General features: G+C 74.2%; 20 protein-coding genes. 11 read left to right on the plus strand and 9 right to left on the minus strand.

Features of this window, described 5'->3' with window-relative positions; genetic code table 11:
* The first annotated feature begins 75 nt into the window (after positions 1-75).
* Positions 76-2139, plus strand: coding sequence for an AMP-binding protein (locus OHA65_RS34750; protein ID WP_327280098.1), 2064 nt, complete (start codon positions 76-78; stop codon positions 2137-2139).
* Here the strand turns inward: OHA65_RS34750 and OHA65_RS34755 are convergent.
* Positions 2088-3932: a GNAT family N-acetyltransferase gene (locus tag OHA65_RS34755; protein ID WP_327280099.1), complete on the minus strand. Its 1845-nt coding sequence runs from the start codon at positions 3930-3932 to the stop codon at positions 2088-2090. The genes OHA65_RS34750 and OHA65_RS34755 overlap by 52 nt on opposite strands.
* A gap of 113 nt (positions 3933-4045) precedes the next feature.
* On the opposite strand from OHA65_RS34755, the gene OHA65_RS34760 reads away from it, so the two are divergent.
* Entirely contained in the window at positions 4046-4468 is a 423-nt protein-coding gene (locus OHA65_RS34760) for a DUF350 domain-containing protein (RefSeq protein WP_327280100.1), read from the plus strand.
* A gap of 21 nt (positions 4469-4489) precedes the next feature.
* Here OHA65_RS34760 and OHA65_RS34765 read toward each other — a convergent pair whose 3' ends face one another.
* From OHA65_RS34765 to OHA65_RS34780, 4 genes are all read right to left on the minus strand, one after another.
* Positions 4490-5701 carry an acyltransferase gene (locus tag OHA65_RS34765; RefSeq protein WP_329315515.1) on the minus strand — a complete coding sequence of 404 codons (1212 nt, stop codon included), beginning with the start codon at positions 5699-5701 and terminating at the stop codon, positions 4490-4492.
* Positions 5698-6741, minus strand: a complete 1044-nt coding sequence (locus OHA65_RS34770) for an alpha/beta hydrolase (protein WP_327280102.1) — start codon at positions 6739-6741, stop codon at positions 5698-5700. Before OHA65_RS34770 ends, OHA65_RS34765 begins: the two co-directional genes overlap by 4 nt.
* A 122-nt stretch (positions 6742-6863) precedes the next feature.
* Positions 6864-7544, minus strand: a complete 681-nt coding sequence (locus OHA65_RS34775) for a response regulator transcription factor (protein ID WP_327280104.1) — start codon at positions 7542-7544, stop codon at positions 6864-6866.
* Positions 7541-8893, minus strand: a complete 1353-nt coding sequence (locus OHA65_RS34780; RefSeq protein WP_405758398.1) for a sensor histidine kinase — start codon at positions 8891-8893, stop codon at positions 7541-7543. Before OHA65_RS34780 ends, OHA65_RS34775 begins: the two co-directional genes overlap by 4 nt.
* A gap of 84 nt (positions 8894-8977) precedes the next feature.
* Here OHA65_RS34780 and OHA65_RS34785 point away from each other — a divergent pair, with 84 nt between their 5' ends.
* From OHA65_RS34785 to OHA65_RS34795, 3 genes are all read left to right on the plus strand, one after another.
* Positions 8978-9925, plus strand: coding sequence for an AEC family transporter (locus OHA65_RS34785; RefSeq protein WP_327280105.1), 948 nt, complete (start codon positions 8978-8980; stop codon positions 9923-9925).
* Complete coding sequence (locus OHA65_RS34790; protein WP_327280106.1) at positions 9922-10464, plus strand: HXXEE domain-containing protein; 543 nt, start codon at positions 9922-9924, stop codon at positions 10462-10464. Before OHA65_RS34785 ends, OHA65_RS34790 begins: the two co-directional genes overlap by 4 nt.
* A gap of 65 nt (positions 10465-10529) precedes the next feature.
* Complete coding sequence (locus OHA65_RS34795; protein WP_327280107.1) at positions 10530-10925, plus strand: hypothetical protein; 396 nt, start codon at positions 10530-10532, stop codon at positions 10923-10925.
* Here OHA65_RS34795 and OHA65_RS34800 read toward each other — a convergent pair.
* Positions 10879-11844 carry a serine protease gene (locus OHA65_RS34800; RefSeq protein ID WP_327280108.1) on the minus strand — a complete coding sequence of 322 codons (966 nt, stop codon included), beginning with the start codon at positions 11842-11844 and terminating at the stop codon, positions 10879-10881. The genes OHA65_RS34795 and OHA65_RS34800 overlap by 47 nt on opposite strands.
* Positions 11845-11855: 11 nt before the next feature.
* Positions 11856-13388 carry an FAD-binding oxidoreductase gene (locus OHA65_RS34805; RefSeq protein ID WP_327280109.1) on the minus strand — a complete coding sequence of 511 codons (1533 nt, stop codon included), beginning with the start codon at positions 13386-13388 and terminating at the stop codon, positions 11856-11858.
* 116 nt (positions 13389-13504) lie between these two features.
* Here OHA65_RS34805 and OHA65_RS34810 point away from each other — a divergent pair, with 116 nt between their 5' ends.
* Complete coding sequence (locus tag OHA65_RS34810; RefSeq protein ID WP_327280110.1) at positions 13505-14098, plus strand: TetR/AcrR family transcriptional regulator; 594 nt, start codon at positions 13505-13507, stop codon at positions 14096-14098.
* A gap of 151 nt (positions 14099-14249) precedes the next feature.
* The gene (locus tag OHA65_RS34815) at positions 14250-15416 is read left to right on the plus strand and encodes a hypothetical protein (RefSeq protein ID WP_327280111.1); all 1167 of its coding nucleotides are present in this window, start codon (positions 14250-14252) and stop codon (positions 15414-15416) included.
* Between the two features lie 12 nt (positions 15417-15428).
* Here OHA65_RS34815 and OHA65_RS34820 read toward each other — a convergent pair whose 3' ends face one another.
* Complete coding sequence (locus OHA65_RS34820; protein ID WP_327280112.1) at positions 15429-16085, minus strand: methyltransferase domain-containing protein; 657 nt, start codon at positions 16083-16085, stop codon at positions 15429-15431.
* An 11-nt stretch (positions 16086-16096) separates the two neighbouring features.
* Entirely contained in the window at positions 16097-17647 is a 1551-nt protein-coding gene (locus OHA65_RS34825) for an IucA/IucC family protein (protein ID WP_327280113.1), read from the minus strand.
* Positions 17648-17757: 110 nt separating this feature from the next.
* On the opposite strand from OHA65_RS34825, the gene OHA65_RS34830 reads away from it, so the two are divergent.
* The 4 genes from OHA65_RS34830 to OHA65_RS34845 all read left to right on the plus strand — a co-directional run bounded on the left by OHA65_RS34830 (position 17758) and on the right by OHA65_RS34845 (position 22084).
* Positions 17758-19359 carry an IucA/IucC family protein gene (locus OHA65_RS34830; RefSeq protein WP_327280114.1) on the plus strand — a complete coding sequence of 534 codons (1602 nt, stop codon included), beginning with the start codon at positions 17758-17760 and terminating at the stop codon, positions 19357-19359.
* 103 nt (positions 19360-19462) lie between these two features.
* Positions 19463-20047 carry a helix-turn-helix domain-containing protein gene (locus tag OHA65_RS34835; RefSeq protein ID WP_327280115.1) on the plus strand — a complete coding sequence of 195 codons (585 nt, stop codon included), beginning with the start codon at positions 19463-19465 and terminating at the stop codon, positions 20045-20047.
* 85 nt (positions 20048-20132) lie between these two features.
* Entirely contained in the window at positions 20133-21113 is a 981-nt protein-coding gene (locus OHA65_RS34840) for a zinc-binding dehydrogenase (RefSeq protein ID WP_327280116.1), read from the plus strand.
* 191 nt (positions 21114-21304) lie between these two features.
* On the plus strand, positions 21305-22084 hold the full coding sequence (locus OHA65_RS34845) for a GntR family transcriptional regulator (RefSeq protein ID WP_405763217.1): 780 nt from the start codon (positions 21305-21307) through the stop codon (positions 22082-22084).
* Positions 22085-22102 lie beyond the last annotated feature (18 nt).

Genomic DNA, 22102 nt, shown 5'->3' on the forward strand with positions numbered 1-22102 from the left:
ATACCGAACTCCCGCCCGAACGAGGGATGTTCGCGCACCCTGGGGACTGTCCGTGGCGGGTGTCATCATCGGGGAATGACGCAGGGATCGACGCAGGAACCAGGGTCCGATCGCTCCGGCCGGACGACCGCCGACACCGCCTTGCGCCTGTTCGAACAACGGGCGCGGGACACCCCGCGGGGCTACGCCGTCATCGCCGGCGTGGACAGCCTCACGTACGGGCAACTGGACGTCCGGGCCAACCAGTTGGCCCACCACCTCGTGGCCGACGGACTGCCGCCCGGCGCCGTCGTGGCCATCGCGACCGCCTACCGCGCCGACATCGTCGTCGCCCTCCTCGCCGTCCTCAAGGCCGGCGGGACCTACGCCGTCCTCGACGTCGAGGCCCCGCTCACCGGGCGTCTGCAGCTCGCGGCCCTCACCCCGTACGTCCTGCTCGCCGACGCCGCGCACCACGCCCGGCTCGACGACGGCAGTGGCCTTCGGGTGATTCGCACCCGCGAGGAGGCGGCCGAGCTCACCGGCCGTCCCATCGAACCGCCGCAGCGGCCCGAGTCCGCCGCGACCGCCGCCGTCCTGTTCACCGGAGCGGCGACGCCGCGCGCCGTGCCCGTCACCCACGCCCGGCTGCTCGCCGCCCACGAAGCCTGGGCCGAGGTCGTCCGTCCCGTGCCCGGGGACCGCCACCTGATCACCCCCGGACCGGACGTCACCGCCTTCGCCGCCGGCTGGACCCGGGCCCTGTGCTCGGGCGGCGGCCTCGTGCTGCCCCAGCGCGGCCCGTGGACGCCCGAGTCGATCCGCCGGGCCGTCGGGACCGAGGAGGTCAGCGTGCTCCACACCGACCCGGCCGGCGCGACCCGGCTGCTCATACGCGACGCCGTGCGCCCCGGCTCCGCCGCCGTGCGCGGCCGCCGAGGCGGCCCAGACCCGGCCCTGCGGTCGCTGCGCCTGGTCACGGTCACCGGAGACCGCCTCTTCCTCGACGAGCAGGACGCCCTGCAGGGCCGGCTCCGGGCCGGCGCCCGGGTGCTCAACGCGTACGGACCCACCGAGGCCGCGGGCATCGGTACCTGGTTCGAACTGCCCCAGTTGCCATGCCCGTTGGACGACCCCGAGCAGCTGTCCCTGATCGGCACCCCGTTCCCCGGCTGCCGGGTGGAGCTCCAGGACGGGCAGATCCGGCTCACCCCGCCCGACGGCGCAGACGCGATCCCCACCGGCGACCTGGCGGAACTCCGCCCGGACGGCCTGCTGGAGTTCCGGGGCCGGATCCGGGACCGGATCACGACGGCGGACGGCGCATTCGACCCGCACGTCGTCGAAGCCGCCGTCCGCAGCCACCCGGACATCGGAGCCGCCCTCGTGAGCGAAGTCCCGGACGGCAACAGCGGTGCGCGCCGGCTGATCGCCCACCTGGCACCGCCCGCCGATGCGCAGGCCTGGCCCCCGGCCGCCGACCTGCCGGACGGCGCACGGCTCCACGACCACCTCGCGGGGAAGGTGCTCCGGGCGCAGACCCCGCAGGCCGTGGTCCGGCTGCGCACCCTGCCCCGCAATCGCGCGGGCCAGGAGGACCGGGCCGCCCTGGCGCAGCCCGCTCTCACGGCGGAGCAGGGCGAGGGCAGTACCGCGGGGGGCGCCGGTAAGTACGCGGCCGCCGCCGGGGGTTCTGCCGTCGGGCCGTTCACCCTGATCGGTGTCGGCGCCGTGTTCGTGGCCTTCACCGGATTCTTCTTCTTCATCGTCTCGCGGATCCTGTGGCCGGACGCGACCGACCTGAGCGGTGTGCCGAACCCGTGGGCGTTCCTCTTCTTCGTGCTCTACCTGTTCGAGGGGGCCGCCTTCGCCGCCGGGCTGCTGTTCCTCTTCCGCGGCAGGGAGCGGATGCTGGAGCACGGCCGCAGCCGGGGCAGCGGCAGCGGCCTCACCACGGCCGCGCACCTGGCGGTGGTCTACCTGCTCGCCGCCTGGTTGCCGCAGGACAACCTCTACCGGCTCGCGGCCAAGCGGGACTGGCCGCTCCAGGCAGCCCTCGTGTACACCTTCAACATCCCGCTGATGATCGCGGCCGCCGTCGTCGCGGTCTACATCACCCGGAAGCCGCCTTCGCCCTTCGATTTCGACGACGCCGGCTGACCTTCCCTGAACGCCGCCCCCACGGCGAGCGCCTCCGCCCGGACCAGTGCTTCGGCCGCGTCCAGCACCTCCCTGCTGTGCGCGGCCACCAGCACGCCCAGCCACGGCGCCGGGTCGAAGGCGCCCGTCGGGACCGCGGGGAGGAACACCGCCCCGAGCTCCGCGCAGCCCCGGTCCAGCGTCTCGCACAGCTCGTCCAGCGCGGCCCCGGGCAGCCTGGCCCCCAGCTCCACCCGGTCCGCGATCCGTACGAAGTGCCCCGCGCCCCGCAACGCGTCGAGCCGGGCCGCGACCATGAAGGCGACCGACGGGCCGGTGAGCCGCAGGTTCGTCTCGGTCGGCGCCAGCCGCCCCGCCCCGTCAGCGACGAAGTCCACGTCGAACCAGCCCCGGTAGCCGGACGCCGCCAGCTCCCGGCCCACCGCCTCCCCGAACGCGAGCAGCGGCTCCTCCGCCCACGCGGGCACCACCCCGGGACCCACCGTCGCGCCGCGGTACCCGGCGCCCGCCACGTCCATCACCGCGCCGCCCACCTCGTGCACCCGGCCCGTCCCGTCCACGAACCCGTCGTACGTGAGGTCGCGCGGTGCGTCGTCCGGCCCGGCCGGACCGGACACGTACTCCTCCACGAGCAGGGGCCCGCGCGGCAGCCCCCGCAGCACCGCGCGGGCGCCGCCCGCGGTGCGGAACCGCTCCGGTGTCACCACGGTGGTTCCGGAGCCGCCGACACCGTGCTCCGACTTCAGAACGGTGCCCTCGCCCGCTTCGGCCCGGGCTGCCAGCAGCCTGGCCGCCGCCCGCCGGGTGGGGGCCGGCCACTGGGCGGGAAGCACGATCCGGGGATGTCCGCCGCCCGCCAGGATCCGCCCGAACAGGGCGTGCGCCGCGGACTTCGACTCGTACCGCAGCTCGCGCGGCCGCCACGGCCGCCCGGCCAGCCGCGCGAACGCCGCGGTCCGCCCCCACGGTACGAGGGGCAGCCCGGCCGCGGTCAGCCGCCCGGCGAGCGCCGGGCGGGCCCGTACGGCATCCGACAGCCCGGAACCCCTCTGCGCGGGGCCACCGTCCACCAAGCCGTCGTACACCTCCACCCCCTGCCACTCCAGGACGCGACCGACCCGCTCGATCCAGCCCGGCGGCACCGCCCCGGGCAGCACCAGCGCCCTGGGCCACGGGCTGTAGAACGCGGCCAGGCAGGCGTAGTGGTGCGCGGCGCGCTGCTCCCGGTCCAGGGAGGCGTCGGCGAACTGCGCGTTGTACTCGCCGACGTTGCCCACGTGCACGGCCGGTCCGCCGCCCGTCCAGGCCCGCGCCCAGCCGGCGAGTGGTGCGGGCGCGACCTCGAACCCCACCAGCCCGGCGGGCACGTCGTCGTCGCCGGGCCGGCCCGCCGCCGGCGAAGCGAGCGCGCCCATCGCCCGGTAGAACCCGGCCGCATGCGGATCGGAGTCGATCAGCAGCCTGTGGATCCCCAGTTCGGCGGCCCGGCGCAGCACGTCGCGGTACAGCCGCCGTCCCACGCCCCGCCCGATGGCGTCCGGCTCCACGAACAACAGCCCCAGCCGGGCCACGGGCGGCGCGCCCTCCAGGGAGGCGAGCCCCAGGACCCGGCCGCCGGACGGGTCTTCGGCCACCACGATCCGGCGGCCCGCCACCTCCCCGGCCCGGATCCCAAGTTCCTGCGTGCACGAGGCCAGGAACTCCTCGTCGTACCCCCAGTAGGCCTTGGAACGGAGCACGAGCCCGGTGAGCGCCTCCGCCTCACCGGCCCCCGCCGCCCTGAGCTTTACCATTCCCTGACCTCCCCATGGTCTGCCGCGAGACCGTGCGATAGATTCGGCCACCCTGACGGCAGGTGCGTCAGGTACGGCAGGTCCTTCCTACCCCCGCGGAGAACGGCTTCTCAATGAGCGACATCGTCAGCGGACTCGGCCGCACCAGCGCCTTCGGAGCCCTCGGGCTGGTGCTGTTGATCCTCGGCATCGTCCTGGTGGACGTGCTGACGCCCGGGAAGCTCCCCCAGCAGATATGGGAGGACCGCAACCGGAACGCGGCCGTCGTGCTGAGCTCCGCGCTCCTCGGCGTCGGCGGGATCGTCTTCACCTCGATCTGGACCACGTACGACGACTTCGGCAAGGGGCTGCTGTCCACTGCCGCGTTCGGTGTGCTCGGTCTGGTCCTGATGGGCGTGGCCTTCCTGGTGCTGGATTGGGTGACGCCCGGCAAGCTCGGCGCGATCGTCGTCGACCCGGAGCCGCACCCGGCGGTCTGGGTCACGGCCTCCTGCAATCTGGCGGTGGCCGCCATCGTCGCCGCCTCGATCGCCTGACCGGCCGCTGGAGGACGCCGCTCACGCGAGGCCCAGCGCGAACACCGCGAACCCGGCCGCGAGCAGCCCCGCGAGAGTCCGCCGTACCGTCGTGGCCCGGGTCCACGGTTCCTCGAACCGGCGCGCGTACCGGGCGATGGTCACCAGCAGGATCGCGAACACCGGCATCCACACCAGCCGCGCCGCGATCCAGCCCGGGCTGTCCGGCGCCGTCGTCAGACCGGCCAGCCCGCCCGCGAACGAACCGGGCACGGCAGCCGCCAACATGGCCGTCTGGTGCCAGCACAGGATCGTCATCGCACACAGGTTGATGACGACCACGGGGGCCCACAGCGCCGGCCGGGCCAGCACTTTCGCCAGCCGGTCGCGCAGTAGGACCGCCGCCCCCGACTGCGCCGCGGCCAGGGCCAGCACCAGCAGCGACGGCGGGTGCGAGTTGGTGCGGGCCTCCCCCGGTACGCCGACCATGGACGCCGGGTAGTGGAAGAACACCAGCAGCGCCGCGAACAGCGCCGCCCCGCCCACCAGCAGCAGCGAGGCGCCGCGGCGCCCGATCCGCCGCTCGCCCCAGGAAACGCCCAGCTGGTACGCGAACAGCCAGCCGGGCAGGATGTTCACCAGTGCCAGCCAGGACGGCACGGAGTCGGCGAGCGGCCCGTACCGCAGGAAGTCCACCACCGCGACCGAGGCGAGCAGCGGGGCCGCCGCCCAGCCACCCAGCCGGTGCGCCGCCCGTACGCAGTACGGGGTCAGGGCGGTGACCACCACGTACACCCCGACGAACCACAGCGGCTGGACCACCAGCGTGGCTCCGGTCCGCAGAGTGGTCTCCGGCACCCCCGCCGCGTACAGCACCGGCGCGGCCAGCGCCCACACGGCCGTGACCCCGAGCACCGGCCGCCCCAGCCGGACGATCCTGCCCTTCAGCCAGGCCCCGGCGGACCCCGTGCGGCGGTGGTAGGAGAGCACCGAGGCGTACCCGCCGACCAGGAAGAAGATGCCGAGCATCTGGAGCACCCAACTGGCCGGGGCCAGGCCGCCGAACGCGGACAGCGGGCTGGCGTTGTGCAGGCCGCCCTCCGCGTCGAGGGTGAACCCGCCGAGCAGCCAGTGCCCGGTCGGCACGGCCAGCAGGGCGAGGGCGCGCAGGCCGTCGACGGCCCGGTCGCGGTCGGCGGGGGTCTGCCGTTCGATCCGGTCGGCCGTCCGCCCGAGCAGGGTCAGGGCGCTCATCGGGCCTCGCCCTTCGCGATCGCGGCGAACGCCGCCAGGGACTGGGTGCCGGGTACGAGGTAGCCGGTGTGGCCGTGTACGTCGGCGGCGGGCACCGTGCGCGCGCCGAACGCGGCGGAGGTCGGATCGGCGCCGTGGCCGAGCCCGGCGAGCCGTAGGTTCGGTACGTCGGAGATCCAGTCGGAGGGCCCCCGGGCCGCCCAGACGCGGGCCCGGGTGTGCAGGCCGGCTACGGTGTCGGCGTGCATGCCGGGGGAGCCGAACACGACGATGTCGGTGGCGTCCGTGCGCCGGGCCGCCAGGCCCCCGACCACCGATCCGTAGCTGTGGCAGAACAGCACGGGGTCGGGCGCGCCGACCGCGTCGAGCCCCGCGGTGAACCGGGCCAGTCGATCCGCGCCCGCCTCGGCGAGCCGCCCGGAGGCGGCGTCCAGACCGACCCCGACGGGGGTGGTGTAGCCGGCCCACGCGACCACCGCGGTGTTCCCGCCGGCCGCGGCGTGCAGCGACCTGGCCATCCCGGCCGGGCCGGTGTGAGGAGCGCGCCCCGCGTCGTACGTGGTGGCGTCGCTGTCTGAACCCGGCACCACCACCGATACGTGCGCGGCCCGCTCCAGGTCCCCGAACACCTCGACGACCTGGCCCCGGCCGCGCGGGTCGAAGGCGAGGATCTGCCGGCCCGGCGAGGCGAGGGAGGCGTAGCGGGCCTCGCCTCTCGCGAGGACGGCCAGTCGGTTGGCCTCGTACCGGAGGGCGACGGGGGCGCCGTCGAGGTTGCCCGCCACCAGCGGGTGGCGCCGTACGAGCTCCCGGCGCTCCGCGTCGTCCAGCCCGGCGAAGAACCGGGCCACGTCGTGCGGCGAGGCGCTCGCCGGGTCGGGCAGCGACCGTCCGGTCGCGGTGTCGGCCCGCCAGGCCGCGGCGCCGGGCGGCGGCCCGGTCACCGCCCGCTGGCTGTCGCCGGAAGCCCATCCCGCGGTCCCCCCGACCACGGCCAGGGCCAACGCGGCCGTGGCCAGGGTCCTTCCGAAGCGGCGCATGCCCCTTCTCCTCTCCTCGTGACGAGGAGGAAGGTAGGAAGGAGGTACCGCACCGGACGTCGGACCGTGGAGCCAAGTCGGATGTCATACCCCGGTAGGGGGTGGAGGAGGGACCGGTCGCGTCAGGCGGAATCGCCCGGGCGGACGAGGCCCGCCTCGTAGGCGAAGATCACCGCTTGGGCCCGGTCGCGCAGGTCCAGCTTGGCCAGCACCCGCCCGATGTGCGTCTTGACGGTCTGCTCCGCCAGCACCAGGTGCCCGGCGATCTCCTGGTTCGACAGCCCGCGCGCGATCAGTTCCAGTACCTCGGTCTCCCGCGGGGTCAGCCCGTTCAGCCGCAGCGCCGGGTCCTTGCGCGGCGCCGGCCGCTGCTGGACGAAGTCCGCGATCAGCCGCCGGGTCACCGAGGGCGCCAGCAGGGCCTCGCCGGACGCGACCACCCGGACCGCCGCGATCAGGTCGGCGGGCGGCGCGTCCTTCAGCAGGAACCCGGAGGCGCCCGCGCGCAGCGCCTCGTACACGTAGTCGTCGATGTCGAAGGTGGTCAGCATCAGCACCTTCGGCCGGTGCACGACCCCCGGCGGCGGGCCGAGCAGCTCCCGGGCCGCCGTCAGTCCGTCCATCTCCGGCATGCGCACGTCCATCAGCACCACGTCGGGATGCACGGTGCGCGAGACCTGTACCCCCTGCCGGCCGTCGGGGGCCTCGCCCACCACGTCGATGTCGGCCTGCGCCGACAGGAGGGCGGCGAACCCCGCCCGTACCATGGCCTGGTCGTCGACGATGATCACACGGATGGTCAACTGGCGTCCTCGGTCGGGTGGTCCAGGGGCAGACGGGCCGCGACCCGGAAGCCGCCGTCGGGCAGCGGACCGGTGTCCAGCGTCCCGCCCGTCAACCGTACGCGCTCCTGCATGCCGACCAGTCCGTGCCCGGTGCCCGAACTCTCAAGTGCGCGCGCGGCGTCCCGGGCAGCCGGGCCGTTGACGACCAGCACGAGGACCTCCGCGGCGTCGTGCGTCACCGACACCCGGGTCTCGGCGCCCGGCGCGTGCCGCACCACGTTCGCGAGGGCCTCCTGCACGATCCGGTACGCCGACAGGTCAACGGCCGGCGACGCCGCCTGCGCCGCCCCGGCAGCGAGCGACAACTCCACCGGCTGCCCGGCCCGTACGGTCGCCTCCACCAGCTGCTGGATCCGGCCGATGCCCGGCTGCGGGGCCAGCTCGCCCGCGCCGCCGGGCGCCGCGCCACCGCCGCCGTCGCCGCCGTTCGCCCGGTCGCTGCGCAGCACCGTCAGCAGGCGCCGCATCTCGCCCAGCGACTCGCGCGCACTGGCCGCGATCGCCGCGAACTCCTCCTGCACCGGCTCCGGCATGCCGGGCAGCCGGTACGGAGCGGAATCCGCCTGCACGGTGATCACCGACATGTGGTGGGCCACCACGTCGTGCAACTCCCGGGCGATCCGCGCCCGCTCCTCCAGCAGGGTCCGCCGGGCCCGCTCCGCCTCGCTGATGCTCTCCTGCTCGGCGATCCGCTGCTGAGCGTCGCCGAGTCCGCGCAGCGCCCCGGTCACGGCGAGGAAGGCCCCGCCGAGCACGAAGAGCAGGGCGCTCGTGGTGGTCACCCCGGCGGGCTCGAAGAAGCCCAGCACCACCCCGACGGCGCCCGTCACCAGCCATACGCCGATCAGCGTCCGGACGGACTCGCGCAGCCCCAGGCAGATCACCAGCAGCAGGTACCCCACGATGCTCATCGGGGTCCACGGCCAGGCGTGCCCGGCCACCTCGTCGGCGTGGATCAGCACCACCGACCCGATGGTGTCCGCGGCCAGGACCAGCATCCACGCCGGCAGCGGCCGCGTCACCGCCAGCAGCAGCGGCACGGTCTGGGTCACGCCCAGCGCGCCCGCCCAGCCGCCGCCCGCCCCGTATTCGTTGGTCAGCACGGTGATCGTCGTCGGTAGCAGCGACACCACGAAGACGCCGACGACGACGTACGGCAGCATCCGCTGCCAGGCCCTCGGCGCCTGCGCGAACAACGGCTCCGCCGCCCGGGCGGGAGTGCGCAGCACCGCCGTGAACCGCATCGGCGCCCGTGGTCCCCCCGCGGGGGCCGGGGCACCGGGACGGGCTTCATCGCGATCGCTCATGATCGGGCCAGCCTATGCGCCCGCAGGCCCCCGCAGCGGGCAGGAGTAGGCTGCTCGCCGTCGATCAAGGGGGATCCGGTACGCATGGGCACGGCCGCAGCACTCGAAAAACTCGTCCCGGTACTGCTGGCCTTCGGCGGCGGCGTGCTGCTCGCCCGTCGCAAGACCGTCCCGGCCGAGGCCTCCAAGGTCTTCGCGGACTACGCCTTCCTCTTCGCCGTCCCCTGCTACCTCTTCGGCAACATCTACAAGAGCGACCTCGGCGCCCTCTTCAACTGGCGGGCGATCGGCGCCTACGCCGCGGCCGCCGCCCTCGCGGTGCTCGTCATTGCCTTCGCCTCGGCCGCCCGCGGCCTACGCGAGCCGCGCGACGTGGCGCTGCGCGTGATGGCCGGAGTCCAGGTGAACACGGCCTACTTCGCCGTCCCCGTGTTCATCACCTTCTTCGGGACCGCCGCGCCGATCTTCCCCGTGCTGCTCTTCCAGGTCTGCGTGCTCTCCCTCGTCGTCATCTCCATCATGGAACTGGGCCGCGCGGGCCCGGGCGCGGGCGGTCCCGGACAGCGGCTCGCGCGGGCCGTCGCCGCCTCGCTCGCCACACCGGTGGTGCTGTCCTGCAACGCCGGGATCCTGCTCAACCTCCTGTCGGTGCACCTCCCGAAGGTGGTCCTGGACGGAGCCGCGTTCGTCGGCGACAGTGCCTCGCCGATCGCCCTGTTCGCCCTCGGCCTGCACCTCGGCGGCGCGGGGCTCGACGTCAGGGGCACCTCCCGCGAGGAGCTGGCCCTGATCGCCTTCAAGTGCCTGGCCTTCCCGCTGCTGGCCTGGGCGGTGTGCGGGGTGCTGTTCGGCGTACGGGGGGAGTGGCTGACGTACCTCGTCCTGATCGCGGCGATGCCCACCCCGCAGAACCTGTTCGTCTTCGCCCAGCGTTACGAGGTCGGAGTGGACCTCTCCGCCTCGCTGGTGATCAAGAGTTCGGTCGTGTCGCTGCTGCTGCTCCCCGTGTGGCTGCAGACTGTGGCCTCATGAGCACATCGATACGAACTGCCGCCGAGAGCACTGCTGTTGCCGCCACCGGCTGGGGGCTCCTCGCCGCCTGGGCCGTGCACGACCTGGAGGAGGTGGCGACGGTGGGACGCTGGTCGCGCACCCGGGTCCCGGTACTGCGCGAGCGCCACCCCCGCGTACCCGACCGGGTCTGGGACCTGCTGGGCAGCACGGACGGCCGCCAGTTCGCGCGCGCCGTCGGGGTGATGGGCGTCATCGTGGCCGCGGCGGCCGCCGACGGGTACCGCACCGGTGGCCGGTCCGCCTTCTACCAGACGAGCCTGAACGGCTTCGGCCTGCACGGCGTCGTCCACCTGGCACAGGCCGCCGCCACCCGCGGCTACACCCCGGGCGTGGTCACCTCGCCGCTCGTCGTGATCCCCTTCACCCTCTGGGCCCGCGGCCGGCTGCGGCGCGCCGGGGTGCTGCGGCCCGTGGGGGTACGGGACGCGGTGCAGGGGCTGGCCCTGGCCGCCGCGGCCGCCGCGGGCTCACAGGCGCTGGCCCGGCGGCTCGGGTGAGCCGCGCCCGGCGAACCGGCGGTGCGGCGGTCGTTCCCCGTGGCGGCTTCGGTCGTTGACCCGGCATGGAGCTGTTGCCGACCAGCGCGGCGCCGGGTGTCGGTGAACGCGCCGACGCCGTGGCCGATGCCGCCTGCCACCTCTACGACGCCGTCGCGCCCTGGAGCTCCGCGGAGCCGGGCGGGTGGAGCCGTACGGCGGCCGAGGACGCGGCCGAGACGATCGAGACCACCGCGCACGCCTTGGCGTACGCCCATCCGCGCGCGGAGGTCATCCTGGCTCCGGTGCACGCCGCCCTGGCCGACCTGCGTCGCCAGCTCGGGCTCCCGCCCGCCGACCAGCTGACCGCGGACGGGCTCCCGGCGGTCCCGCGCACGGTGGGGAACCCGCGGCGCACCCGCTGGGTCCGGGTGCTCACCCCGTCTTTGCCCCGGCAACCGCCTGCTCGTACAACTTCTTGACGTCCGCGCCGAAGTACGAGCTGTACGAGGTGTCGGCGGTGTCCCCGCCCGTCTTCCAGCCGCCGATGACCCCCACGACCTCTCCGGTTTCGCTCTCCTTGTCGTAGTTCCTCAGGAAGGGGCCGCCGCTTGTCCCGCCGGGGTACCCGGTGCAGTCGATCCGCAGGAACGATCCGGGGATCCCCGGATCCTTGCTGGTGAACTTCGTCGTCCGGTTGACGCACAGCCGCGGGCGCGCCGCGGACGCCGGATAGCCGATCAGTGACACCTTCGCGTGCTCGTAACCCGCTCCCGTGACCAGGCGGTTCCCGCCGACCACGTCTTCCACCGGGAACCCGTCGGCGTCCGGTCCGACCTGCGCGAAGGCCACGTCGAGGGTGGCCCCCTTGTCGGCACCCAGGCTCTTGTACCGAGGGTCGATCCACACCTTCGACCGCCCGTCGGCGGTGCGCAGCACCGGGAACATCCCGTACGGCTGCGGGTTGTCCGCCGTGTACAGCGGTACGAAGGCCACCTGGCGGGCGTCGGTGCCGAGCAGGCAGTGCGCCGCGCTGAGCACCAGGTTGCGGCCCGCGGAGGCGACCACGCTCGCGGTGCAGAAGTACGCGCCGCCGCCCTTCATCACGAACATCCGGCCGACGACCGGGATCCCGTCGAAGTCCTGCCCCGTGCCGGGGTCGGTGGCCGGAGCCGCCGCCGGGGTCATGGGGGCCGCGGACGCCATCCGGTCGGCCGTCCAGAAGTTCTCCGCCTCGCGGGCGGACCACGTGGCGGACGACTTGGCGGACGACGCGGCGGCCCACGTCGCGGACCACTGCGCGGGCGGCGGCAGGGCGCTGCCGGCCTCGGCCACCGGCAGCGGCCCCGCGGGCAGCAGCAGGGCGGCCGTCGCCGCCGCCACGGTCAACGTACGTCGCATGTCGAGCTCCTCTAAATGGCCTGCGGGAAGCGGAACAGCCGGTCCGGGTCGTAGGTGCGCCGGACGTCTTCGAGGCGGGCGAGGTTGGTCCCGTAGTAGGCCTCGCGCCAGGCGGGCAGTTTCGGATCGATGTAGTTCTGGTAGGAGCGGCCGCCCGCCCACGGGCGCAGGTCCTGCCACAGCCCGTCGAGCCAGCCCTGGTGCCCCGCCACCTCCGCGGGCGTCGCGGAGGCGGGCCAGTAAGCGAGGTACTGGGTGAGGAACGCGCTGTCGCGGTGCACGAACGCCGTGTCGGACGGCGCCGGCCGGTTCACCGCCCCGCCCAGTTCCCCGGTGAACTGCACGACCCCGAGCCCGCCGCCCGGTGCGCCCTGCCCGTACCGCCGTACGGCGGCCAGCACCGCGGCGACCCCGGCGTCCGGCAGCCCGGTACGGCCCCAGAGGTCGCAGCGCCCGGCGTAGGAGTCCCGGCCGATCCGCCCCTCGGGGGTCCGGCCGGGCAGGGTCCCCGGCAGGTGGCATTGCTCGGCGCTCTGCTCCGAACAGCCCGACATGGCCCGCAGCGTCTCCTCGTAACCGCGCACGACGACCCAGCTGTCCCGCGGCGGCCTGCCGACCAGGTCGGACAGCCGGGTCAGCTGCCGGTCGAGTTCGGCGCGCCCGTCGAAGCACAGCACGCGCACGGCGGGCGCCGCCACGGGACCGGCTTCCACGAGGAACTCGACCTGGCTCCAGAACGGGTCGGGCAGGGCCGCCAGCCAGCGCTGCCAGCCGCGCAGCAGGGCGGCGGAATCGGCTTCGGCCCAGTGGAGTTCGGCGTAGGCGCAGTCAACCGCCGGGTGGGTGCGGAAGCGGAACTCGGTGACCACCCCGAAGTTGCCGCCACCGCCGCCGCGCAGGGCCCAGAATAGGCCCGGATCGCGCGTGGCGTCGGCCTCGCGCACGACCCCGTCCGGGGTGACGACGGTGACGCCGGTGAGTGCGTCGCAGGTGGTCCCGTACGCCCGGGAGGCCAGCCCCAGCCCGCCGCCCAGGGTGAGTCCCGCGATCCCGACCGTGGGGCACAGCCCGGTCGGCAGGCCCATGCCCCGCCCGGCGAGGGTCCGGTTGACGTCGCCGAGCCGGGCCCCGGCGCCGATCCGCACACCGGACCCCTCGACGGTCAGCCCGGCCATCGCGCCGACGTCGACGACGAGCCCGCCGGAGTTGGTGGACCAGCCGGCATAGCTGTGGCCGCCGCCGCGCGGCACCAAGGGGACCGCGGAGCGGCGGGCGAAGTCCAGGCAGACGGCCACGTCGGCGGCGTGCGCGGGATAGGCCACCGCGCCCGGCGCGACCGCGTCGTACCGGGGCTGGAACAACTGCCGGGCCTCGGGGTAGTCGCGGTCGCCCGGCAGCACCACCCGCCCGTCGATCCCGCGGGCGAGCGCCGCCCAGTCGGGGCCGCGGGCGGGCGTGCCGGCGCCGAGGGCCCCGACCGCCCCGATGGCGGCGAGGACGGCTGCGGGGGCGCTGCCCAGCAGCCGGCGGCGGTGGAGGCTCATTCCTCCTTCCTGCCATCGCCCGGGCCGAACGGCGCGAAGGCGGGCCCACGGGGACCACGTTGCCCCCCGAACGGCCCAGGGCCGTGGGCCGGCGACAGGCCGTCTCCGCTGGCCGCATGGTGAAGCAACAGCGTGGCGAGGCCACGGTCGACCACGTTCTGACCACCGCACTGCGGGTCTACGCCGAGTCCGGCCAGCAGGGCTTCACCGTCAGCGCCGTCACCGCGGCCGGCAAGGTCAGCCTCGGCAGCCTCTACCACCACTTCGGCAGCTTCGACGGCCTTGCGGCAGCGCTGTACACGCGGTGCATGGGGCAGTTGTTCGACGAGATGAACGAGGCCCTGCGGCGCAGCCGCACCGCCCGCACCGGTGTGCGCGCGCTCGTGCGGGCGTACTTGCGCTTCACCGTGGAGCACCGCGACGCAGCCCTCTTCCTGCACGCCTCCGCCTACTCGGGTTACCTGGCCGGTCACGCGGAGGAGATCCGGGCGGCGAAGGAGGCCAAGCTGGTGCCGATGGCCGAGTGGATGCGGGCACGGGTGGAACGCGGCGAAATCGCCCCCCTCCCACCCGCGTTGATCGAGACCATGCTCATGGGTCCGGTGAGCGAGGCCGCCCGCCGCTGGTTGTCCCCGACGTACGACCTGGACCTCGCCGAGGCGACCCGTCTCCTCCCGGACTGCATCTGGGACTCCCTCCGCCCCCGATGACCCCCGCGGACCCCGCGCATCCCGCAGCCCCTGCAACCCCCGCAGCTCCAGCACCGGAAGGACGCCCTCCGGGCCGGTCGACGGAGGCCCGGACGGGGCCGGTTCGATCCCCATGGCTGCGACCGGGCCGGGAGGTGAGTACCGTCTGCCCATGCAGATCGACGGAGCCGGCAGGCAGCAGCGGGGGCATGTTCTTCTCATAGCGGGCGATGCGGCCCTGCGGCGGCGGGCCGTTCAGGTCGCGCCCAGTGCGAACCTGGCCGCGCTCGGGGTGCTGCCGGTGCCGGCGCTGCTGAACAGCCACGTCCCCAGTGACACCACGTACCTCGACGGGGCCCGGGATCCCAACACCGTGCTGATGCGGCTGCGGGCCGCCGCGGCGACCCCCGGGCCGCTGCTCGTCTACCTCTCCGGCAGGCTCACGCTCGACCGCCGCGGGCAGCGCCTGCACCTCGCGCTCGCGGGGACCACGGCCTCCACCGTCCGCTACACGGCGCTCCCGTGGGACTGGCTGGGTACCGAGCTCGGGGCCCGTCCCGCCGGGCCGACCACCGTGGTGCTCGACCTCGTCGCCGACAAGTCCGCGTGGCCGGTGCTCCAGGAGTACGGGAGCCTGCCCGCTTCACCCTCCGCAGAGGTGTACGGGGTGGTGGTCCCGCCCGCCTTCGCCGGCGGGGTGGACCGGGTGAGCTCGTACACCCGTCACTGGATCGACCAACTGCGCCGCAGCCCCACCCGCCCCACCAACCTCCAGCTGCACGCCTTCGCGGTCGGAGCCGCCGCACTGCCGCCCGGCACGCTCGTCCTGCCGGCGACGCGCGAGCTCAACGCACCCGCTCCCCAGCAACACCAGGACCAGCAGGACCCGCAGGACCGGCAGGAACACCAGGACCAGGTGCCGGATCCGCGTCCGCACATCCACGCCCTCGCTTCCGACGGCCGGCACCGGGAGGCGGCCACCCTCGCCCAGGCGTGGGAGCAGCACGTGCTCCAAACCCACGGCTACACCTCGCCCGAGGCCACCCATTGGGCGGAGATCCGAGCCGACCTCGCCCGGATGGCCGGGAACTACCGGTCGGCGACCCAGCTGTGGATCAACGCCGGGCGCACCCGTCTGGAGCACCAGCCGCCGGACGCCCCCGAGGTCCTCGCGGCCGCGGCGGGCGCCCTCTACTGCTGGACCCAGCTGAAGGACCAGGCGGCGGCCCGCGACGCCGGCCCGGAACTCGTCCGGCTGCTGAGCGCCCTGCCGAGCCTCGAACCGAGGCTCCTGCGGCTGACGCAGCAGCGGCTGGAGGTGCTGGAGGGAAGCCGCTGACCGGTTGCTCCGTCAGGCCCGCTTGCGGGTCAGGAGGAAGCCCTGGGGGGACTTCTCGTGGCCCGCGGGCTGCCGGATCATGCGGGCCACCTCCTCCAGTCCGACCCCGGCGAGCAGGTCGGCGACCAGTTCCGGCGGGGTCCAGTACACGTCCAGTCCGACGGCGTGTCCGTACGCGTGCTCCAGCCGGATCTTCTCGTCGCCCGCCTTGAACGCGATCAGCGCATGACCGCCCGGCGCCAGCACCCGGGCGAACTCCGCGAACAGCGCGGGCAGTTCCCCCGGAGGGGTGTGCACAGTCGAGTACCAGGCGAGGATCCCGCCGAGCACCCCGTCCGCGATGTCCAGCGCCGCCATCGAGCCCACCTCGAAGCGCAGGCCCGGATAGCTGCGCCGGGCCACCGCGACCATCGCCGGGGACAGGTCGACGCCGAAAGCCCTTACGCCGAGCCCGTCCAGATGGGCCGTCACGCGTCCCGGACCGCAGCCCAGGTCCGCGACCGCCCGGGCCGAGCCGCCCTCGTTGCCGCGCACGCACTCGGCGAACGCGGCCAGCACGGCCCGCTCCAGCGGCTTGTCGGCCAGCTCCGTGCCGAGGAGCCGGGCGTAGTCGACGGCGACGGCGTCGTAGGACGCCCGTACCGAGTTGAGGTCCGAGGTCTCCTTCATGCCCTGTGACACTAGCCCGCCCGTCCCCGCGGCTCGGCCCCGGCCAGCGGATTGTCCAACTCCGCCCACTGGTCGCCCGGGATTCCGGGGCTCAGCCGCATCAGCGTCAGGGCCTTGGTCGGCAGCGGCGCGGTCAGCAGGGCCTCGGTGTCAGCGGTCACCGGGAGGCCGGCCGCCTGCGCCAGCGCCTGTCCGAAGGCGTCCGCCGAACCCGCCGTGGCCCCCAGCGCCCCGGTCAGCAGTGAACCGAACAATTTGCGCCGCAGCAGCGTCACGTCGTCGGTGACCAGCCGGCCCGTGAGGGGCGGCACCGGCAGGCCGTGCCGGACGAGGCGCTCCGGGCTGATCCGGATGTCGGCGAGGTCGCGGTAGACCAGCCGCAGCGGGGCCCCCGTCGCGGACAGGACGACGAGGAGGTTCTGGCCGTGGGCCTCCAGGGCCACCCCGAGGTCCAACACCCGCAGGCACACCGAGAGCGCGAGCCGGGCGAACTCGGCCCGCCAGGACGCCGAGCGTGCGAACGGCGCCCCGCCCAGGGCCGCGACCGGCACGACCCGCTCGCCCGCCGCGGCGTCCGCGTACACCTCGGGAGGCTCGCGCAGCACCGCCGCCAGATCCGGGCTGTCCGCGGTCGCGGCGCCCAGCGTACGGGTGATGTGCAGCCGCCCGTCGAGCCGCTCGGACAGGGCCTGCGCGAACGCGGACACCGCGGCCGCCGTCTCGATGGAGTAGCCGGAGATGTCCCGGACGGACGAGGTCAGCCGGGTGCTCAGCGCCGTCTTGACGTGTGCACCGCCCGCCACGGGAGCGAGGGTGCGCAGGGCCATCAGCGGATGTGCGGCGAAACCGGGGCGCAGCGCACCCGGCCCGCGGCCCGTCTGTTTCAGGACGTGTTCCGCCTGCCACGGGTGCACCGGCAGCAGGAGCCGCCCGCCGTCCCGCAGCTCGGCCGGCCACGCGCCCGTGACCAGGCATTCCCCGGCCGGTACGGCGACCAGCCCGAGCTCGACCACCGGCCGGTGTTCCGGCGCGTACGCAAGCTGCTCGGCCACCGAGAACCCCGGCCGGGAGCGGCAGTTGGGATGGTACGGATGGCCGTCGACCACCCGCTGCTCCCACTCCCACGCGGTGTGCGGTGCGGCGTCGTCCGCCGCGGCCGGCTGCCCGGCCCGGGACAGCGCGAGGGAGGCCGTGCTGTCGTCCAGCTCGGCGGCGAAGGCGTCCCCGTGCGGCACCCTCAGCGCCGCCATGAGCCGTCCGGCCTGCCGGTACGGTGCGCCGTCGAGCAGCACCTCGGACACGTACGGCTCGGTCGCGTACGGGTCCGGCAGCGGGCCCTCCAGTCGTCTGCCCCCGGACAGCAGGAGCGTCAGGGTGCCGGCCCCCCGCTCGCGGCGCTCCACCCACGGCAGCGGTTCGATGGCCAGCGCCCGCCACAGCCGGGTCAGCACGGTGGCCCGGGCGCCGGCGAGCGCGGCCCCGTAAGCGGAGCCGAGCGCGGGGCGCACCTCGGCCAGTTCGGCGGACACGGCCTGTTCGGCCGGGGAGGCGGGGAGGTTCATGCTGGAGTGCAGGGCCCTGTTCCTCTCGCGGGTGGCGTGATGATCACGTCATCATCGCGGATACTGAAGATCACGGCCGGTGGTACGCCCCGCGAACCCCGGCGCATGGGATGGACCGAATGGAATCCGTGGACCTCAACGCCGCAGCCGACGCATACGCCGCGACCCCCTTGCTGAACTGCCTGCTGCGGGAAGCGGCCGATCCCGCCGGGGAGTTCCCCGCCGCACCGGAGGGCGCCGCAGCCGGGCGCGTGCACCGGCTGCGCGGCAGCGGCCGGCTGCTGCGGGTACGGGACGGGCGCCGGCCGGTACGCCCCGAACTGCGCACGGCGGACGGCTGGCGTCCGCTCAACCACACCGAGCTGGTCAAGCTGACCGCCGACGAGCTGCGCCGGTACACGGGCGCGCCGAACGACGAGCTCCCGGTCGAGATCGCCGACAGCCGCGAGGCCGTCGCCGCGCTGCTGGCCGCCCGCGCCGCCGCCACGCCCCCGCAGGACCCGTACGTCCTCTCCGAGCAGTCGCTGGTCATGGGGCACCCGTACCACCCCGCCCCCAAGGCCCGGGGCGGCGCGCCCACCGCGAGCTGGCTGCCGTACGCGCCGGAGGCGTACGCCCGCTTCCCGGTGGTCTTCCTGGGACTGCGCGAGGACCAGGTGGCCGAGGAGGGCGGGCCGGCCGCCGCCGACGCGATCGACGCCCTGGCCGGGCTCCTCGACGGCCCGTGCCCACCCGCCGGGTACCGGCTGCTGCCCGCGCATCCGTGGCAGCTGGACCTGGTCGGCGGCTCGGCCGCCGTACGCACGGCCTTCGCCGACGGGCGGCTGCTGCGCCTCGGCCCCGGCCGCCGCCCGGCCTGGCCGACCGCCTCGATCCGCACGCTGTACGTACCGGGCGAGCCGAACGACCGGGGCGAGGGCGGCCAGGACCGCGACCTCTTCGTGAAGTTCAGCCTCGACGTTCGGATCACCAACGACGTGCGCCGGCTGTGGCGGCACGACCTCCAGAAGCTGCGCCGCACGGACGCCGCGGTCGAGGCAGGGTTCGCCGAGCTGCGCGGTTCCGGGTCGAAGGCGGTCTGGCTCTCCGACCGCGGCTACCGGACCGCGTCCTTCGCCTTCGAGGAACTCGCCGTCCTGGTCCGCGACGGCCTGAACGGGCGGGTGGAGAAGGGGGCCACGCCGCTGGCGTCGGCCGCACTGGCGGAGGGCTTCGCGGGCAGTCCGCTGGCTACGACGGCCGATCCGGCGGGGTGGTGGCGGGCCTACCTGCGCCATGTGGTCCCGCCCGTATTGGACTTGTTCGCCCGGCACGGCGTCGTACTGGAGGCGCACCTGCAGAACAGTCTCGTCGCGGTCGACGCCCGGGGCATGCCGGTACAGGCCCTGTTCCGGGACGCGGAGGGGGTGAAGCTGCTGGCGGACGTGGAGCGTGCGGCGGCCTGGCAGCGGCTGGTCTACTGCCTGGTGGTCAACCACCTGACCGAGATCGCGGAGGCCCTCGCCGAGGCACATCCGGACCTTGCCGCCACGGTGTGGCCGGCGGTGCGCGAGGAGTTCCTGCGCTACGACGCCGAACGCGGCCTGCCCGAGATCGCAGAGCTCCTGTCCGCCCCGTCACTCCCGGCCAAAACGAATCTGCTGCTCCGCTGGACCCGCGCGGACGGCGCGGCCGCACGCTACATCCCGCTCCCGAACCCGCTGTTGGGATAGGCGGCCCGTCTTCGGGCGCGGGGCCTGGGGTGGACGGTCGCCACCGCGGAGCACGATGCCGTCCGGCCTTGTTCTTGAATGACCGCTCATGTATTTTTGTGTCATGCCCAGACCGCGAGAGTTCGAGCCCGACACCGTGCTGGATCAGGCGATGCTGCGGTTCTGGCTGCGGGGATACCGGGCCACGTCCATCGAGGACCTCGTGCGGGCCACCGGGGTCAAGCCCGGCAGCCTCTACAGTGCGTTTCCCGGCGGCAAGCGAACGCTGTTCCTGAAATCGCTGGAACGGTATTCCACGTTGATCGTTCCCCAGAAGCTGGGCGAGCTGGAGGCGCCGGGTGCGTCACTGGCCGAGCTCCGCGGGTACTTCGACGGGCTGGTGCGCGACCTGCTGAGCCCGGAGGGCCGTCAGGGGTGCCTGCTGGTGAACACCGCGATCGAGAACGCAGCCGAGGACGACGAGGCCGCCGCCGTGGTGCGCGGTCACCTGGCCCGTCTGGAGAACTGCATGGCCACGGCCCTGCGCAACGCGCGTGACGACGGTGAGGTGCGGGCCGGGCTGGATCCGGTCGGCAGTGCCAAGCTGCTGGTTGCGACGTGTCAGGGGCTGATGGTCGTGGGCAAGGCGAATCCCGACGGGACGGTTCTGCGCGCCATCGTCGACAACGCGTTCTCCGCCCTCGCCTGACGGCTGAACCAGGGAGCCACCGCATGCGGTGGCTCTTTTCTCGGACCTCATAGTTGAATGACCGCTCAAGAATGGAGCCTGCCCAATGAAGGCCATCGTCATCTCCACCCACGGCGCGCCCGACGTGCTGCACGTCACCGACCTGCCCGACCCCGTGCCCGCCCGGGGGGAGGTGCTGGTCCGAGTCAGGGCATTCGGTTTGAACCATGCCGAGGCGTACATGCGCGCGGGTGCCTGGGGTGAGGTCGCGGCCGTCCCGGGGATCGAATGCGCCGGAACGGTCGAGGCCGACCCCTCGGGCCGTCTTGCGCCCGGCACCCCGGTCGTGGCGATCCTCGGCGGCATGGGCCGGACGCGCAACGGCAGTTATGCCGAGCTGGTCACCGTCCCGGCCGCAAACGTGGTCGCGGTGAACTCGTCACTGGGATGGGCCGAGCTGGCGGCCGTCCCGGAGGTCTACGCGACGGCGTGGAGCGGGCTGTTCGGAAACCTGGACCTGCGGCCGGGTGAACGGATCTTGGTGCGCGGAGCGACCTCCTCCCTCGGTCAGGCCGCGGTCAACCTCGCCGTCGACCACGGCGCGAAGGTGCTCGCGACCACGCGCAATCCCGGACATGCGCCGCTCCTGACGGCACTCGGCGCGGAGGGTGTCCTCGTCGACGACGGCGACCTGGCCGCACAGGTCCGCCGAAGCGGCCTCGTCGTCGACGCGGTGCTCGATCTCGTCGGCAACAGCGTCCTGCGCGACTCCCTGGCTGCGGTCCGGCTCCGCGGACGGGTCTGCCAGCTCGGTTTCCTGGGCGGCTTCGAACCGGTACGCGACTTCGATCCCATCGCCGATCTCCCCACCGGCGTACAGCTCAGCTTCTTCGGCAGTGCGTTCGTCCTGGGCAGCCCCGAATTCCCGCTTGCGGACGTTCCTCTGGACGCGGTGTACGCCAAGGTGGAGGCGGGCGTCTTTCCGGCCGGGCCGGTGCGGGTCTTCCGGTTCGCCGAGATCGTCGAAGCCCATCGGGTCATGGAGGCGGGTGAGGCCCTGGGCAAGATGGTCGTCACCGTCGAGTGAGGCCCCATCTCGCCCCGGGGGCGCCGGCACGATGACCCCGGCGGCCCCGTGGCGGGGCGGGGTGTCGGGTGTGGTGGTATCCGGCCAAGGTGGGGCGGGATCGGGGAGTGCCTGTCACCCAGAGGTATAGACCAATGCTAGGTTGGTCGGGCAGACCGCGCAGTCCTTGACCATCCGTCAGAGGAGTAGCCATGCCCTCCCCTTCGCGGGGCGGCGGCCCCGCCGTCGCCATGCCCAAGTACCAGTGGATCGCCGCAGCGCTGCGGCGCGAGCTGGAGCGCGCCGCGCACACCCCCGGCGGCAGACTGCCCTCCGAGCGCACCCTGGCCGCCCACTACCAGGTCAACCGGCAGACCGTCCGGGCCGCCCTCCAGCACCTGCGGGACGACGGCCTGATCGTCACCGGACGGCGCGGCACCCGGCCGGCCGTCGCGGGGATCGAGGCCGCGCAGGGAGCCCCCGTCCCCGCCGCCGCGACCGTCTCCGTACTCGCCGTCGCGCCCGCGGTCGCGCCCGACCAGAGCTGGCTCACCCTGGTCAGCGTGCCGCCCTCGCTCGCCGGGCTGCTCGGCATGTCCGGAGGGGACCGGACCTTGGTCCTCCACCGCCGCGAGCGCGGCCCGTCGGGGGAGACCCTCCGGGACGCGGTCACGTACCTCTGCCCGCGCGCGGTGGCGGAGGATCCCGAACTCGCCGGCTACCGCGAGCGCCCCGCCGTCCGCGACGAGGACCTCGGGCCGCTGCACCGTTGGCTCGACCGGGCCGCCGAGCACGGGCGGGTCGCCGAGACCCTCACCATGACCCGCAGCAGCCACCCGCCGGCCGCCTCCCCGGTCTGCGGTCTGACCGTACGCCGCACCCTGCACGACGATGCCGGTCGGCTGCTCGCCGTGACAGACCTCGCCTTCCCGACGTGGGACCGGTTGACCTTCCACCGGGACCGTGCGGTGGCCGGATTCCGCGTCAGCTGAGACCGTCGGGAGCGACTC

This window comes from Streptomyces sp. NBC_00045 (assembly GCF_045041095.1).
Taxonomy (GTDB): Bacteria; Actinomycetota; Actinomycetes; order Streptomycetales; family Streptomycetaceae; genus Streptomyces.